Raw genomic sequence first — 14,422 nt, forward strand, 5'->3', positions numbered from 1 at the left:
GTGTTCATCGTCCCGTCGGGTTTGATGGTTCCGGCGGACCGGACGGGGTCATCGTCCTTGTTGGACCGCATTGGTGTCGTATGGGTAGTCGCCGGTCCAGCTGAAGATGACGGGTGCTCCGTCGGCGGGGCATTCCTTGAAGAAGCGGCGCACGTCGGTTTCGGGCACGGTGTCGGGGATGATGATGCGCAGGGGTTCGTCGCCGGTCGGGTCGGCGACCCAGGTGAAGCCTTTGGCCCGGGCTTTCCGGGCGAATGCGAGTGCCGCGTCCTTGTCCTTCCTGCTGGCGTGGGAGTCGTCGATGCCTGTGGAGGCCACGCCTTGGGTGAAGTCGGGGTTGGCGTGTTCGCACGCCGCGTAGTCACCCTGTCTGGACGCGTACGGTGAGCCGGCCAGGTCGGCGGCGCCGTCGGCGATGATGTATGGGAAATCGTCGCCGGTGACGGTGTTGCTGATGGTGCCTGTCGACGTGATGTTCGGGTACAGGTTCGGATCGGTGGTCCAATCCCGTGTGACGACGCCGTCACCGTCGTCGATGAGCTTGGGCTGTTTGGGGTTGCCGGCCGCGTCGATCTCCAGCAGGGCGACCTGGTCGTTGTGCTCCCCCACGACGCGCGCGTCGAATCCTTTCGAGACGAGGCATGCGACGAACCGGCGCGTGATGGTGGGGATCGGATACGTGTCGGTCGTATCGTCGGAGCCGGCTTGCGCCGAAACATCCGTCGTGTCGGCGTCGTCCGTGGTGGGATGCGCGTATGGTGCCGTGCAGGACATGAGCGGCAGCGTCATCAGCGTCGCCGCCATGACCGCGGCGAGCCGTACGGCCGTTCCCGGCTTGCCGGTGGAAGCTGCGGTTATGCGTATCATGATGCGGCCCTCCTTCACCATCCATCGAACACCGTCCGCGGTGACGTCCGGGTGGTCGGCGCTCTCACTTTCGTCTTACCTTGGTTCGGGGAGGATAATGACGGGTACGACGTCCGTCCTGGGACGGGAAGGAGACGGGGATGCGGATACTGATCGTCGAGGACGACCGTGAGCTGGCGGCCGCGTTGGATGATGCGCTGAGATACGAAGGGTATGCGACCGATGTGGCTTCGACCGGAGTGGAGGCGCTGTCGGCGCTCGCCGATACGGATGTCGGCATCGTGCTGCTTGACCGGGATCTGCCGGTCCTGTCCGGCGACGCGGTCATGACGACGATCGCCGCGAACCGCATCCCCGTCGCCGTGATCATGCTCACGGCCGCCGCCGAGATCGGCGATCGGGTCAGCGGGCTCGATTTGGGGGCCGACGACTATCTGACCAAACCGTTCGCCTACCCGGAGCTGCTCGCCCGCATCCGCGCCCTGCAGCGTCGGACCGGCAAAGGGCTCGCCGTACAGGCGGTCCTGACGCGCGGCGATCTGACCCTTGATTCGACGCGACGGCTCGTGTTCCGCGACCACGGGCGCACGCTCGTCAGGCTCACGCCCAAGGAGTACGGCGTGCTCCTGGAGCTCATGCGCGCCGACGGCGGCTACGTGGGCGTGGACGAACTCTACCGGAACGTCTGGGACGGCGACGGCACGGGAGAACCCTCCGACGCGGTCAAGACCACCGTATACTCGCTGCGGCGCAAACTCGGCGGCCGTGACCTGATCGTCTCCACCCGCGGCGAAGGATACCGGCTCGCATGACCGACGAAACCGATAGGACGACCCCCGTCGCCGGCTCCGGCGGAAGACCCGGCGTCCGGCGTCGCGTCGCCACATGCTTCAGAGGGGTGCTCGACCGTATCCGTCCCAGGACGTTCCGTGCGAAGCTCACGCTCGCCATCGGCCTCGTGTTCCTCATCGCCCTCGGATCGGCCACCATCGTACAGATGTTCGTCGTCAACGGCATGTTCTCCTACGCGATGACCATCACCTATGAAAACGGCCGGAACGGGAATGGGGACGGCTCGAACGGATCGTCGTCGGACAACGACGACTATCTGTCGGCCCAAGGCTGGTCCACGGACCCCGATCCCGACGCATGGAGCCGATCGCACCGTTCCGCGGGCGGGAACGTCCCCGACTTCCTCGGCTCCTCGAGCGACGGGAAGGGCGAGGGAAGCGCCAGCGGACGGATCAACGGCGAACCGTACCGCGTCGACTGGGGTGGCGACGGGTCGTTCACCATCCGCACGCCCTACGGCGTCTCCGTATGGAACCAGAACACCATCGCCAACGGGCTGCGCATCAGCGCCGCCATCATCTTCGTCGCATTCGGCGCAATCAGCATCCTCGTCATCTGGATCGTCACCTCGCGCATGGCGAAACGTCTGCAATCCATCAGCGACCAGACCGCCGCGCTCGACCCCTCCGACCTCGGCACGCGCATCGACGTGGGACGCGGGGATGCGGCGAAACGGAGCGCACGCGACGACGAGGTCGCCCGGCTCGGCGATTCCATCAACGGGATGCTCGACCGCATCCAGGCCGCCTCCGAAGCGGAACGCCGGTTCGTGTCGAACGCGTCGCACGAGCTGCGCACGCCCATCGCCGCCGTCGAGACGAACCTCGACGCGCCCCTCGCGCAAGGGCGTTTCCCCGCCGACGTGGAACCTTCCGTACGCCGTGCGCTCGCCGCCAACCGGCGCGGCGCCGAACTGGTCGACGCGCTGCTGACGCTCTCACGCATCCAAAGCGGCGCATACGGCAAGCTCGAAGGCAACGGCGCCGCGGATGCCGGCAGCGCCGCGGACGGGTCGACGGACGTCGCCGCCTGCGTGAGGGACGCCCTGGCGGACATGGACGCGGAGATCGCCGCACGCGGCATCGCCGTCACTATCGACATGGACGGGCATGACGGCATCACGGCGAAGACGAACCCGACGCTGATGCGGCTCGCCGTCGACAATCTCATCCGCAACGCCGTCATGCACAACACGGACTCCGAAGGCTCGATCGACGTGACGCTCGACCGCGAGGGGGACCGGCTCCTCCTGACGATCGGCAACACCACCGGGGAGCGACTGCCCGACGATCTGACCGAACTCGTCCAGCCGTTCCATCGCGGCGTGAACTCCCGCATCAGCGCCGTCTCCGGCGTGGGACTCGGCCTGTCCATCGCCGACGCCGCATGCGAGGCGATGGGCGTGACGCTGCGCCTGTGGAGGGAGGAACGGGAGGGAGCCGACCGTTTCCTCGCCGGAATCGACGGAATCCCCGTGGCATAGGCTGTCCCGGCGTCTCCCCTCCATCGGCGTAGATGCCGGGACGCCGCTCATACCCGACGGAAGCGTCTCAGGCGAGCGAGGCGCCGAGCTCCCTGATCCCGTCGAGTTGCTTGGCCGCGGCTTCGCGCTTGGCGGGGTCGTCGTCGCCCATCGAGAGGTTGTCGACGTAGACGATCTCGACGTCCTTCACGCCGCAGTACTTCATGAACGTCTGGCGGCGGATCTGGTTGTCCAACGCCTCGCCGATTCCGTCGGACTCGTACCAGGATTCCGGGCCGCCGGTGAGCATGATGACGCGCACGGTCTTGCCGGCGAGCGCGCCGGGCGTGCCGTCGGCGTTGTAGGCGAATCCGCGGCAGATGACGCGGTCGAAGAGGCCTTTGACCATGGCGGGCATGGTGTACCAGTAGATGGGGAAGACGAGTGCGATCACGTCGGCTTGGGCGAGACTGGTCTGGATGGCTGCGACGTCTTTGGGCGTGTCGGCTTTGCCGAGGTAGTGGGCGCGGTCGGCGCTGGTGTAGACGGGGTTGAATCCGGTGTCGTACAGGTCGATGGTGTGGGTTTCGCCGCCGTGTGCGCGGAATCCTTCGGCGAAGGCTTTGCCGGCGGCGTTGGTGAGGCTGTGGTGTTCGGGGTTGGATGTGATGATGAGTGCGGTGCGTGTGGTGGTTGTGTTCATGGTTCCATTGTCCCGCCATGCCGGACGGGGTGGACGGGGTGGCATGGCCGCCGGTTGACTTCGTGTGGGGCTTGCGTGTAGCATTCGGGTGTTGGATAGTAGTTCCCACGGCTATGGAAGCCGTTCGAAGCATTGGTTGTCGCCGTCATTGTTCCGTCTGCTGGGGGTTCCGGCGACTGTTTGTTTGTCCAGGAGAGTGTTCATATGAGATTCATCGCTGTCGATTCGACGTTCGATCATGATTCGCGTGCGACGGATGTTCCGGAGGGCGTGCGCGTCCGGATCACCCGGCTGACGCCGCATCTTGATTATGATGTGGCCGTCACGGTGCCGGAGGGCATGCTTCCGTCGCGTAGGGAGACCACGCCGGGCGCGTTGATCGTGGGCGGGGCGATGGTGCATCATCGTTCGTTCCGCGAGCTTGGCGAGGCGGAGCGTTGGGCCCGGGAGTTCACCGACGGTCTGCGGGATGTGGCGGCGGTCGAATGATATCGTGGCCGGCCGGCGGCGTGCGTCGCTGTTGTCGCGCCGTGCCGTCGGCCGCCGCTCCCCCGCCGGTCAGTTCTCCCGCAGTCCGCGCAGCAGGGCGATCTCCTCGCGGTGCGTGTCGGGTGTGTTCTCCTTGGTTTCGAGGATCATCGGCAGCGTGTTCATGCGCGGGTCGTTGACGAGACGCGTGAAGAACGGCAGGCCGAGCTTGCCGTCGCCGATGTTGGCGTGCCGGTCCTTGCGGGAGGCGAGGCCGTATATGGAGTCGTTCGCGTGGATGGCTTTGACCTTGTCGAGGCCGATGACGTCGTCCAGTCGGCGGATTACGCCGTCGTAGTCGTCGACGAGGTCGTAGCCGGCGTCGAACACGTGGCAGGTGTCGAATGTGACGCCTATGCGCGTGGGGTCGTCGAGCCGGTCGATGATGGAGGCGAGTTCCTCGAAGCTGCGCCCGCATTCGGTGCCTTTGCCGGCCATGGTCTCCAACAGGATCGTGATGCCCGTGCCGTCCGCCTGTTCGCGTACGCGGTTCAGGGCTTCGGCGATCAGCCGGCATCCGGTTTCCGCGCCCTGTCCCACGTGGGAGCCGGGGTGGATGTTGAGGTAGGTCTCCTGGCCTGCTTCGTGGATGGGTGCGAGCAGGCGCATGTCCTCGGCGAGCGCGTCGATGGCGAACGCCCGTTTGGCCGGATCCTTGCCGGCGAGGTTGTACACGTAGGGCGCGTGGACGACGAGCGGCCCGTAGTGTTCCGCGGCCAGTCGCGCGCCGAACGCGGCGGCCTTGTCCGGCTCGAGGGCTTTCGACCGTCTGCCGTATGGGGAGCGTGGGAAGAACGCGAACGTGGTGCCATGTTCCGCGTGTGAGCGTTCGATGAGCTTGTCCCATCCGCCCGCGGTGGACAGGTGCGATCCGATGAGCAGTCCCGTCATGATGTCGCCTTTCGTGTGGTGTTGCGTGTGGCCGTCTTGCTGTCGGGCGGGTTTCGTCCCGCTTGTCCCCGGGTGTCATCGATCTTCGCTGTACCAGCCGGACCAGTCGGTGACGGCTTCGATGTTGTTGCCGTCCGGGTCGAGGACGAACGCGGAATAGTATCCGGGATGGTAGGGGCGCGGGCCGGGGGCGCCGTTGTCGCGGCCTCCGGCGGCGAGCGCCCGCGCGTGGAACGCGCACACGGCGGCCTTGTCGGGGGCGAGGAACGCGATGTGGGTGACCGGGCACGGCTGCCGCGCCGTGTCCGGTTCGTCGGCGGGCGACAGGTAGAAGTCGGAATGCGGGGTGCCGTCGTCGACGCCGAATCCGAGCGTGGGTTCGTGGTGGGCTTTGACGATGTAGCCGAGCGGGGCGAGCGCCTGCGTGTAGAAGGCGATGCTGCGGTCGATGTCGCGTACCTTGAGCGTCAGATGGTCGAGCATGTCTCCACTGTAGCGCGGGAATCACGGCGCGGACGGCATGGCATGCGCCGCCCACCCCCGGTTCAGCCGAGCCGGTACGCGGCGGCCGCGGAGCCCATCGCAAGGGACGCGGTCCTCGCGTGCTCCCGGCATTGGCGGTACGCCTGTTGGAGGGCGCCGACGACGGCGAGCGTGCGTTCCGCGTCGGTGTCGCCCGGCTGCGTGGCGATGGCGTCCAGTGCGCGCTGGCCGAGCGCCTGGAACCGGCTTTGCACGGGTTGCGGCCATTTCGCGTATCCGATCGCCGTGGGGAACACGTCGGTGACGAGCCGACGCGCGTAGTCGGTTCTCGCCTCGTCGGGCAGTCCGGCGATGGTGGCGAAGACGAGCACCCAGTCGCGGTGCAGGGATTCGCAGACCCGTCCGATCGTCGGCAGGTCGGCGGCCGGCTGCGCGCGGAGTTCCTTGACGGTCCCGTCCGCCGTGGCGAGCTCCTGCGACGATGCGGCCGTAGCCGGCTCGGCGGCCGGGTTCGCGTTCCGCTTGCCGGGGGCGGGTTTGCCGTCCGCGGCGGATTTGAGTTTCAGCGTCTCGCAGGCGCAGGCCGCCTCGTCGCGCATCGTGGGCCATTGGTCTTCGGGAATCGGCTTGTAGGTGAAGTCGAGCGCCTCGCACACCGGTTCGGCGATCTGGAGGAACCGGGTGCGGGTGATGCGTCCCTTGCGGCCGCTCGTCCATCGGATCGAGGTCGCGGCCCAGATGATGCTGGGACTGTTCGGGCAGGGCGCGACCATGAGCGGCTCACCGTCGGCTTTGGGCATGGTGGCGCGGTCGCGGTCGGTGAACAGGGTGACCAGTCGGATGTCGCGTCGTTTCGCCTTGCGGCGTTTGCGCGTGTCCTTGTCCTGCGTCCTGCTGTGCAGGCCCCAGGAGCCGATTTCGAACGCGGCCTTCCGGTCGGGGAAGTACATGTCGAGCTCCTGGCCGTCCAACTGCTCCGTATCCCCCTGGACGATCGTCTCGTCGGGCAGCAGCCACGCGAAATACGAGTGGAACAACGCTTCCTCATAGGAAACCGGCATGCGGGACCCGCCTTTCGAATCTCCGGGACGACATCGGGGCTATCCGAACATGATAGCCGCGGTCACGCCGTCCCGCTTCCCGCCGCGCAACGCGGCATGTACCCGGGAAGCCGATACAATCGGAGCGTTCACCACGGGCGAGAAGAAGGGAAACATCATGGAACGGGCGATCATGACCTCCGAGGCGTTCCTGCGGCAACCGTCCGACGAGGCGAAGGAGAACGACCTGCCGGTGGCGGCCGACCTCATGGACACGTTGGCCGCGCACGCGGACTCGTGCGTCGGCATGGCCGCGAACATGATCGGCGTCGCCAAGCGGATCATCGTGTTCCATGACGAGACGACCGGCCGGAACATGACGATGCTCAACCCGGTCATCGTCGAGAAGTCCGGCCGATACGAGACCGAGGAGGGGTGCCTGTCCCTGAAGGGCGTGAGGCCGACGGTCCGCTACGAGCGCATCACCGTCACGTATCGGACGCGGCGCTGGCGGGAGGCGGCCGCGACGTTCGACGGATTCACCGCCGAGATCATCCAGCATGAGATCGACCACTGCGACGGCATCCTCATCTGACGGCATGTGCCGGGAACGGGCAACCGGCCATGGATTATGTCTATAGCGTCCGCCGCATGGCCACGTCATGCCGGCTGCATAATGATGGGGAACGCCGGCGGCGAAGGGACCGCGGCGACGACACGAAAAAGGATGGTCTGGGCCATGACGGACAAACGTGTGAAAGTGGGGAACAGCGACCTGGAGGTGTTTCCGCTCGTGCTGGGCGGCAACACGTTCGGCTGGACGAGCGACGAGGCGACCAGCCGCAGGGTGCTCGACGAATACGTGGAGGCCGGAGGCGACTTCATCGACACGGCCGACGTGTATTCGGCGTGGGCGCCGGGCAATGCGGGCGGCGAATCCGAGATCATCCTCGGCCGTTGGCTCGCCGTGCGCGGCAACCGCGACAAGGTGGTCGTCGCCACGAAGGTGAGCGAGCACCCGCAGTACAAGGGCCTCTCGCACGACAACGTGGTCGCCGCGGCCGACGAGTCGCTGCTGCGTCTCGGCGTCGACGCGATCGACCTGTACTATGCGCACTTCGACGACAAGGCGACGCCGCTCGAGGAGACGGCGGCCGCGTTCGACGAGCTCGTCAAGGCGGGCAAGATCCGCGCGATCGGCCTGTCCAACTACACGGCGGACCGTATCGAGGAGTGGTTCCGCATCGCCCGCGAACACGGCTACGCGCTGCCGGTCGCATTGGAACCGCACTACAACCTCGTCACCCGCGGCGGCTACGAGCGCACGCTCGCGCCCCTCGCCGCACAAGAGAACCTCGCCGTGTTCCCATACTTCTCGCTGGCCGCCGGATTCCTCACCGGCAAGTACCGTTCCGCCGCCGACGCGGAGGGCAAGGCACGCCAAGGCATGGTCGCCGACTATCTCACCGCCGACGGCTTCGCGCTGGTCGACGCGTTGGACGAGGTCGCCAAGGCGCACGGCGTGGCGATCGCCACGGTCGCGCTCGCCTGGCTGCGCCACCGTCCGCAGGTCGCCGGTCCGATCGCCTCGGCGCGCACGCCCGAACAGCTGCCCGCGCTCCTCGCCTCCGTGGACCTCGACCTTGCGGCCGATGAGATCGCCGCGCTCGACAAGGCGTCCGAGCCGTTCACGAAGTGACGTCGCCAAGATCCCGACCTCACGATGAGGCGGGACGACTAGATGACTACTAGGCACCGCTAAGGCGGGTCGCCTTCCGAACATCGCATGACGAATGCGGCCGGAAGACGACCCGCCTTTCTCATTCCGGGCATCGAAGAAGCGGGGCCGACACATCGGTGGGACGCAACGAAGCGTCCTACCGAACGTCCATGCGTTTGAGTCGGCATGGATCTTCCCCACTCCGAGTATTCATATGAAAGCTTATTTCTTATGAATGGCAAGGCTGTTTTCTTCCATATGTATGCGTCTTTCATATGAAAGAAAACAGTCTTCGGCAAACACTTCGAACTAGCCGGAAAAACGGCTGTATTCCGCCGTTTTAATTCATAATGTAGTCACTATCATTTGAATATTCGGCACGGAAACGCGCGCTTGCCGACAGCCATTCGGTCCGAATGGCAGCGAACCGCGAAGGCGGGTCAGTGCGACAGTGTCTCCATCGCCTCGGAGACGACGTCGACGAGCACGTCGACGACATCCGCGTCGCCGGTGCCATCGTCGCATCGCCGCGACCATTCCAGCAGGGATTCGATGATGCAGTCGATGATGAGGGAGACGGACAGGCGCACGGGGAAACCGACGCGCGCACCGCCGTCGGCAGCGGCGTCGTCGCTTCCCCATACCGCCGCGACGGCGGCCGCCCACTGCGGTATGCGCGCGTACAACGCGACGCGCAGTCCCTCGTCGGAACGCACGATGCGAAGCCGGCGCGCCAGTTCCTCCAACTGTGAAGGTTCGAGTCCGCCGAGCACCTGCGGTACCATACGCCGGACGAACCCGATCGGGGAGCCGCCCTTCCGCTCCTTGAGCTCCCGACGCAGGTCGGCGAACATCTCGCCATCCGTCGGGAACCCCAGGACGAGATCCTCCTTGGACGGGAAATACCGGAACAGGGTGATCGCGGACATGCCCGCCTCGTCGGCGATGCGCTGCGTGGTGACCTTGTCGTAGCCGTACTCGTCGAACAGGCGCAACGCGGTCTCGCGGATCGTCGCGCGCGTGGCGATCTTCTTGCGCCGCTGCCAGCGGGCGCGTGCCACGGTCGCCTTCACCGAGACGCCGCGACGGCTCGTCCGATCCTTCTCGTCCTCCACGTCGAACAGGGTGGGCGCGTCCGACGATGCGACAGCGGACTCCCGACGCGGCATCGTGCCGTCGTTCTTCCTCGCGTCAACGGACATGGCTTCCTCCTCGCGTCCCACGCATCTCCCATCGGACATCACCATGGTACCCGCGAGCGGACGGACGCGCGTAGACTGAACCGCATGTGCAGAAGGTTCGCGCTTGACCTGGATTGGGACGCGGTCGCCCGGTGGCTCGACGTCGGGGAGGACGGCATCAGACGCGACCGGCTGCCGCGACCCTCGTACAACATCGCGCCCACACGGACCATCGGCGTCGTCGCGCAGGGACGCGACGCACGCCGGCACCTGACCGGCGCGTACTGGACGCTCGTACCCCGGTGGAGCCGGAGCAAAACGCTCCCCTACCCCACATACAACGCGCGCGTCGAATCCATCCACGCCAAACCCACGTTCGCCGAATCGACGCGTTCCATGCGCTGCGTCATCCCCGCGAGCGGCTACTACGAGTGGAAGGGCAAACGCCCGTTCTACTTCCATGCGGACGGCGACGAGCCGTTGGCGATGGCCGGACTGTACTCGTGGTGGCGCGCCTCCGACGCCTCGCCATGGCGGCTGACCGCCACGATCGTCACCTGCCCGGCCGTGGACGGACCGGCGAGCGTGCACGACCGTATGCCGCTGCTCGTGCCGGACGACATGACCGCGGCATGGCTGGACCGCACGATCGACGGCGCGCGTCTGACCGGCACGTTGCGGGAGCGTGGCACGGAGCTGTCGCGCCGGCTGCGGTTCCATGAGGTCGCTCCGTTGCCGGTGGATGGCGACGGCCGGCGTCTCATCACGCCGGTCGAACACGTCGAACCGATCCGGCTGTTCTGAGCGCCGGACGGAAGGCCATTCAGGGAGGAATCAGGGAATCCCCCGATGGCAGGCGCCGCCGCGCGATGGGACAATGGGATGATTGCGGCACATGGAATCCATACGTGAAGGAGTGAAGAGAACATGAGGCTGATCGGCAATATCCTGTGGCTGGTGCTCGGCGGGCTCGCCATCGCGTTCGGATGGGCGGTGATCGGTCTGGCGTTGTGCATCACGATCGTCGGCATCCCGCTGGGGCTCCAGGCGTTCAAGATGGCCGGGCTCACGCTCACCCCGTTCGGCAAGACCGTGCGCTACGGCGGCGGATTCGGCTCCACGCTCGCGAACATCATCTGGGTAGTGCTCGCCGGACTCTGGATGGCGATCGGCTACGTCGTCGCCGGACTCGCCAACTGCGTGACCATCATCGGCATCCCGTTCGGCATCCAATCGTTCAAGATGGCCAAGCTCGCCCTCTGGCCGTTCGGCGCGCAGATCCAGGACCTGTAACCCATCCGTCCGCCCCGCCTCGGCGGGGCGCGGCACGTCCGTCGACTATCATGGATGGAAAATCGGAACATTAGTCGAGCCAAAGGAGCCTCGCATGTACGTCGTTCTGGAATCCTTCGCATACAGCTGAGAGCCGGGCCCCCACCTGCCTTCCACATCATGGTGTCACGGCCGGCGACCATACGGCCGTGACGCGCCTTTATGCGAACTTTCCGAACGCCGTCCATGAACGGTGCGCAGCATCCCCCCACGCAGTCCGTCGATCGTCGACCGGCATGATTCTCCACCGCAAGCGGATGCCGAGGGACGATCGTCGACGGTGACGGGTGAAGGCCCGCGCGCCGGTCATGGCGCATCATGAAACGAGACCCATCATGAACGCCGACGACCACCCGAACCCGATCCACACGCAATCCCCCGATCTCCCTCCCAGCGCGACCATCACGACCACCGCGACCGCTCCCGCGAACGGACCGTCGCAACGCACCCGCCCGCTCTGGCGGCTCCCCGCATACCGCCGCTGGTTCGCCGCCGACACCGCCGACGTGGTCGCCGTCAGCCTGCGCACGTTCGTCATACCCTTGCTCGGACTCGCCCTGTCCGGCTCGCCGTTCGTCGCCGGCCTGCTCGTCACCATCGAATCGGCGATCGGGCTGACGCTCATGTCCGTCGGCGGGGCGCTCGCCGACCGTCACGACCGGCGACGGCTGATGATCATGCTCGGCCTGACCGGCACCGCCCTGTCCGCCGCGGTGACGGTCATGCTCGCCACCGGGACTATGCGCGCGACGACGTTCGCCGTGGCGGTCGTCCTGTTCGCGGTGGTGAACGGACTGCTCGGACCGTCGAACGACGCGATGCTCAAATCCCTGGTGCCGATGGACCGGTTCGCGAAGGCGCAGGCCATCCGCGAGGCGCGCGAGTCATGCGTCGAACTGTCCGGAGGCGCGATCGGCGGGCTCCTGTATCGAATCGCCGGATGGATGCCGTTCCTTGCCTCCGCACTGCTGTACCTGGCCTCCGTGTTCGCCTCGATGGCGTTGCCAGAACGAAACGGCGACGCCGCCGACGGGGCCGACGCCCCTTCCTCTCCGGACGTCGGCAAGCCGTCGTTCCTATCCCAATTCGTCGAAGGATGGCGGTGGACGCTGACCCGCAGGACCGTGCTCGCGGCGATTGCGCAGGGCGCGGTCATGAACGTCGCTTGCTACGGGAGCGTCATCGGCGTGCAGATCATGCTGGCGGAACGCGGCACGGACGCGGCGCTCATCGGGCTCGTCGGCACCGCCACCGGCGTCGCCGCGCTGATCGGATCGCTCGCCGCCGGATGGCTGGTCGAGCATGTGCCGACCGGCCGGCTCATCATCCTCACGTTCGCCGTGTTCACCGCCGCGATGCTGCCGCTCGTGTTCACCGACTCGTATGCGGCGGCCGTCACGTGCATGGCCATGGCATCGGTGCTGTTCCCGGCATTGAACGCGGGCGAGCTCGGCTTCATCTTCGGACGCACACCGGACGACATGCAGGGCAGGGTGTCCACCGTGTTCGAGACGACGGTCGGGGTGCCGGGCGCGTTGGCGCCCGCGTTGGTCGGATGGCTGCTGCAGACGCCGGGATTCGGGTTCCGCGCGGTCATGCTGCTCGTCGTCCTGTGCGCCGCCGCCGGACTGCTGCTCGCCTGTCTCACCCCGACGCGGCGCATCCCGTTGCCCTCGCGATGGGAGCAGGTCGGGTTGTAGCCGGAGAATCCGCCGCTTCTACCGGTAGTTGGCCATCTCGAGTTCGGGGCCCAGATCCTCGGTCTGGGTCAGTCCGGTCTCATGGAAGCCGATATGCCGGTAGAAGCCACGCGCGTTGTCGTTGAATCTGAACACCCATAACGCGAGCCGGTCGTTGCCGATGGTCTGTTTTCCGGCTTCGACCAGCATGCGGCCGACGCCATGCCGATGCCAGCACTCCAGCACGTACAGCGAAGCCAGTTCCGCCGCGTCCGGACGGTCGATCGGAGGCCGGGGCGTGCGCAGCAGTTCCGCGAACCCGATCACATGATCGTCCGCGAGCGCCACCAGCGTGGCCTGTCCGGGGTCCTCGGCGTGGGCTTGGGTGAGTTTCAGCGCGAACTGCGGGGTGATGGCGTCCACGATGTCCTGCGGGATATGCCCTTGGTTGAGTTCCCGCCATGTGCGGGACTGCACCTGCGCCTTCTCCTCGAACCATCGCGGTTCGATCGGCGCTATGCGGATCGTCATCGGTTTCCTCGTCTCGTCGGTTTGTTCGTGTCAGTCGAGCCGGTTCGCGTCGATGATCCGGTCGTCGAGGAACCAGTAGTCGTGCGGGTCGCCGCGCAGCGCGGTGAACGGCACCGGGCGGATGCCGGCGGCCTCGGCCTTGTCAAGCAGGTAGCGGCGTACGATCCACGGGTATTCCAGCACACCTGACTCGAGGTCGATGATGCGTCGGATGGTCTGGCCGCCGACCCCGAAGTCGACGCCGATCTCGTCGACGGTCAAGCCGAGCAGATTCATGTTCTCGCGGAATTCGCGGATGGTCGCCTCACGCTGTGCGGTGGTCAAAGACATATCGAGCTCCCCCTTTGCTGATGCCACAATGCCGACTGCATGGAGTCTACCGCCGTGGATGCGGTTCGCCCATCGGAGAATCGCATGGGATCATTCGATATGAGACCGGTATCAGGAACGCCGCCGGTCTCACCGTCCACGTCGCCAGCCGGTCGCCGCGGCGACGCCGGACACGGTCTGCACGCAGAACAGTCCGGTAAGGAAGAGCGGGACGACGGGCTGGTAGGTGCGGTAGAAGTCGACCATGTCAGGCTGCGCGTACGGCGCCGCGATGGCATACGTCGCATAGGCGAGCAGCGCGACGAACGCCGAACCAGCGAGCATTGCGACCACCGCCACGCGCAATCGACGACGCTCGCCCTCTATCCTGATCATGGCCCGGAACGCGATGACGATGCATATAGCGACCAGCAGATAGCACAACAACCCATATGCGGGCAGCATGTCGATGATGGTGAATACCGATCCCATTGCGTCACCTCGTATCCGGAGTTTCTGGACCGTCTTGCGATCCCGCATTGTTCAAAGCGAAAAACAGCGCAATGACGAGCAACGTCACTCCAACGGCGCGACAAAGCAATCTGATGGCATCTTCCGATACCGCGAATGCGAGAGCCTGCAGCGTTATGGATGCGAACAGCAGTATGACGACCGGCCGTCCGGCATTGCGTCCATGCGCCGACCTGTTATCTGTGGGCTTCTTCATGGCGATCACCTCTCTTCTTCGAGCCGTTGTCCATAGTGATCCGGCTATTACTATTACACACCGCTGCGCATCGCCTCCGCAACGTCACGTCAAGCGACCGCATGACATCATCGATGC

At 66.1% G+C, this 14,422-nt stretch carries 18 protein-coding genes; 8 read left to right on the forward strand and 10 right to left on the reverse strand.

Features of this window, described 5'->3' with window-relative positions:
* Positions 1-48: 48 nt before the first annotated feature.
* Positions 49-867 (reverse strand): hypothetical protein, encoded by an 819-nt coding sequence (locus AC1AYD_RS02210; RefSeq protein ID WP_476544612.1) that lies wholly within the window; start codon positions 865-867, stop codon positions 49-51.
* Between the two features lie 140 nt (positions 868-1,007).
* On the opposite strand from AC1AYD_RS02210, the gene AC1AYD_RS02215 reads away from it, so the two are divergent.
* Both AC1AYD_RS02215 and AC1AYD_RS02220 read left to right on the forward strand, forming a co-directional pair.
* Positions 1,008-1,679 (forward strand): response regulator transcription factor, encoded by a 672-nt coding sequence (locus AC1AYD_RS02215; RefSeq protein ID WP_476544613.1) that lies wholly within the window; start codon positions 1,008-1,010, stop codon positions 1,677-1,679.
* On the forward strand, positions 1,676-3,202 hold the full coding sequence (locus AC1AYD_RS02220; protein WP_476544614.1) for a sensor histidine kinase: 1,527 nt from the start codon (positions 1,676-1,678) through the stop codon (positions 3,200-3,202). The genes AC1AYD_RS02215 and AC1AYD_RS02220 overlap by 4 nt, the downstream gene beginning before the upstream one ends.
* 67 nt (positions 3,203-3,269) lie before the next feature.
* Here AC1AYD_RS02220 and AC1AYD_RS02225 read toward each other — a convergent pair whose 3' ends face one another.
* Entirely contained in the window at positions 3,270-3,884 is a 615-nt protein-coding gene (locus tag AC1AYD_RS02225) for an NAD(P)H-dependent oxidoreductase (RefSeq protein WP_476544615.1), read from the reverse strand.
* Between the two features lie 204 nt (positions 3,885-4,088).
* Here AC1AYD_RS02225 and AC1AYD_RS02230 point away from each other — a divergent pair, with 204 nt between their 5' ends.
* Positions 4,089-4,373, forward strand: a complete 285-nt coding sequence (locus AC1AYD_RS02230; protein ID WP_476544616.1) for a hypothetical protein — start codon at positions 4,089-4,091, stop codon at positions 4,371-4,373.
* Between the two features lie 69 nt (positions 4,374-4,442).
* On the opposite strand, the gene AC1AYD_RS02235 is transcribed toward AC1AYD_RS02230, so the two are convergent.
* From AC1AYD_RS02235 to AC1AYD_RS02245, 3 genes are all read right to left on the reverse strand, one after another.
* A complete protein-coding gene (locus AC1AYD_RS02235; RefSeq protein WP_476544617.1) occupies positions 4,443-5,303 on the reverse strand; it encodes a deoxyribonuclease IV in 861 nt (286 codons plus the stop codon).
* Positions 5,304-5,378: 75 nt separating this feature from the next.
* The gene (locus tag AC1AYD_RS02240; protein ID WP_476544618.1) at positions 5,379-5,786 is read right to left on the reverse strand and encodes a VOC family protein; all 408 of its coding nucleotides are present in this window, start codon (positions 5,784-5,786) and stop codon (positions 5,379-5,381) included.
* A gap of 62 nt (positions 5,787-5,848) precedes the next feature.
* Positions 5,849-6,847 (reverse strand): hypothetical protein, encoded by a 999-nt coding sequence (locus tag AC1AYD_RS02245; protein WP_476544619.1) that lies wholly within the window; start codon positions 6,845-6,847, stop codon positions 5,849-5,851.
* 157 nt (positions 6,848-7,004) lie between these two features.
* On the opposite strand from AC1AYD_RS02245, the gene AC1AYD_RS02250 reads away from it, so the two are divergent.
* Positions 7,005-7,421, forward strand: coding sequence for a peptide deformylase (locus AC1AYD_RS02250; RefSeq protein WP_476544620.1), 417 nt, complete (start codon positions 7,005-7,007; stop codon positions 7,419-7,421).
* 144 nt (positions 7,422-7,565) lie between these two features.
* The gene (locus AC1AYD_RS02255; RefSeq protein ID WP_476544621.1) at positions 7,566-8,525 is read left to right on the forward strand and encodes an aldo/keto reductase; all 960 of its coding nucleotides are present in this window, start codon (positions 7,566-7,568) and stop codon (positions 8,523-8,525) included.
* A 461-nt stretch (positions 8,526-8,986) separates the two neighbouring features.
* On the opposite strand, the gene AC1AYD_RS02260 is transcribed toward AC1AYD_RS02255, so the two are convergent.
* Entirely contained in the window at positions 8,987-9,748 is a 762-nt protein-coding gene (locus AC1AYD_RS02260) for a TetR/AcrR family transcriptional regulator (RefSeq protein WP_476544622.1), read from the reverse strand.
* Between the two features lie 84 nt (positions 9,749-9,832).
* Here AC1AYD_RS02260 and AC1AYD_RS02265 point away from each other — a divergent pair, with 84 nt between their 5' ends.
* From AC1AYD_RS02265 to AC1AYD_RS02275, 3 genes are all read left to right on the forward strand, one after another.
* The gene (locus AC1AYD_RS02265; protein ID WP_476544623.1) at positions 9,833-10,531 is read left to right on the forward strand and encodes an SOS response-associated peptidase; all 699 of its coding nucleotides are present in this window, start codon (positions 9,833-9,835) and stop codon (positions 10,529-10,531) included.
* 123 nt (positions 10,532-10,654) lie between these two features.
* Entirely contained in the window at positions 10,655-11,020 is a 366-nt protein-coding gene (locus AC1AYD_RS02270) for a YccF domain-containing protein (protein WP_476544624.1), read from the forward strand.
* 374 nt (positions 11,021-11,394) lie between these two features.
* The gene (locus AC1AYD_RS02275; protein WP_476544625.1) at positions 11,395-12,759 is read left to right on the forward strand and encodes an MFS transporter; all 1,365 of its coding nucleotides are present in this window, start codon (positions 11,395-11,397) and stop codon (positions 12,757-12,759) included.
* 18 nt (positions 12,760-12,777) lie between these two features.
* Here AC1AYD_RS02275 and AC1AYD_RS02280 read toward each other — a convergent pair whose 3' ends face one another.
* The 4 genes from AC1AYD_RS02280 to AC1AYD_RS02295 all read right to left on the reverse strand — a co-directional run bounded on the left by AC1AYD_RS02280 (position 12,778) and on the right by AC1AYD_RS02295 (position 14,305).
* Positions 12,778-13,269 (reverse strand): N-acetyltransferase family protein, encoded by a 492-nt coding sequence (locus tag AC1AYD_RS02280; protein WP_476544626.1) that lies wholly within the window; start codon positions 13,267-13,269, stop codon positions 12,778-12,780.
* Positions 13,270-13,299: 30 nt separating this feature from the next.
* A complete protein-coding gene (locus AC1AYD_RS02285; RefSeq protein WP_476544627.1) occupies positions 13,300-13,599 on the reverse strand; it encodes a DUF2316 family protein in 300 nt (99 codons plus the stop codon).
* A 129-nt stretch (positions 13,600-13,728) separates the two neighbouring features.
* Positions 13,729-14,070 carry a hypothetical protein gene (locus tag AC1AYD_RS02290; protein WP_476544628.1) on the reverse strand — a complete coding sequence of 114 codons (342 nt, stop codon included), beginning with the start codon at positions 14,068-14,070 and terminating at the stop codon, positions 13,729-13,731.
* 4 nt (positions 14,071-14,074) lie between these two features.
* On the reverse strand, positions 14,075-14,305 hold the full coding sequence (locus AC1AYD_RS02295; RefSeq protein WP_476501665.1) for a hypothetical protein: 231 nt from the start codon (positions 14,303-14,305) through the stop codon (positions 14,075-14,077).
* Positions 14,306-14,422: the final 117 nt, after the last annotated feature.

Source organism: Bifidobacterium sp. LH_426, from assembly GCF_056356875.1.